Source organism: Pseudomonas sp. CM27 (assembly GCF_013179515.1).
In the GTDB taxonomy this organism is placed as follows: domain Bacteria; phylum Pseudomonadota; class Gammaproteobacteria; order Pseudomonadales; family Pseudomonadaceae; genus Aquipseudomonas.
Map to the genome: position 1 here is coordinate 1 of NZ_JABMCN010000480.1, position 780 is coordinate 780.

At 60.3% G+C, this 780-nt stretch carries 1 protein-coding gene and 1 pseudogene; both read right to left on the reverse strand.

The window, feature by feature from the left end; translation table 11 throughout:
- Positions 1-361, reverse strand: a 361-nt coding sequence (locus HP547_RS29075; RefSeq protein ID WP_306140797.1) for a recombination protein NinB, incomplete at its 3' end; no start/stop codon positions are given.
- Between the two features lie 75 nt (positions 362-436).
- Positions 437-780, reverse strand: a pseudogene (locus HP547_RS29080) (hypothetical protein); the annotation flags it as partial.

Genomic DNA, 780 nt, shown 5'->3' on the forward strand with positions numbered 1-780 from the left:
CCTGGTGCTCAGCGCCAAACGCCTGAATCCACTCCAGCAGACTCGCGCACTGCTTCACGCTGAGCTGGCTTGTGCGCTCATACACGACGTCGAAGCCGTTGCCGTCTACCGCTGGTATCAGTTGAGGTTGTTCGCCGCTCTCACGCAGCCAGGCGGCCGTCAGGAGGCGCTTCCAGATCAGGACGTCCCACTTCTTGCCAGCGTGCTCGACCTGCTTGGCGATATCGGACAGGCAGGCGTGCAGTTTCTTGTTCTGCTCGCCGCTGCGGTCCTGGTCCTTGATGACGATCTTCTTGGGCCGGGTGAAGTCCTGGGCCTGCAGGATGCCGAAGAGACGATTGGCGTCGGCCATGCTGTGCATCACGAAGTCAGTCATGGCTGGCCTCCCTGAAACATGAGCAACAGGCACAAAATGATGAAGGAGAGCCCGATCACATCAGTCATGGCTCGCCTCCTTGGCCTGCTGATCTGCAGCGCACTCTGCGCACAAGCCTGGGCCTCCGCACTTTGCCTTGACACCGTCATGACGCGGGAAGACATGGCCATGGCCTTTGTTGGTCAGCTCTTTCGCCATGTACTCGTCAACGACTGCATCCGCCATGCCGCTGAACAAGGGCATCTTCCCCTCGTTCCAGATAGCCAGCGGCGAACTGGTTCCTATCGGGTTCCGCACGAAGCGATACCGCTCGGCATCCTTGCGCAGCGCCTCGTTCTCGGCCTTGACCTGGTCATAGGCTTCTGCCATTACCACCTCGGGTCCGTGTGGGTCGTAGCTGATCC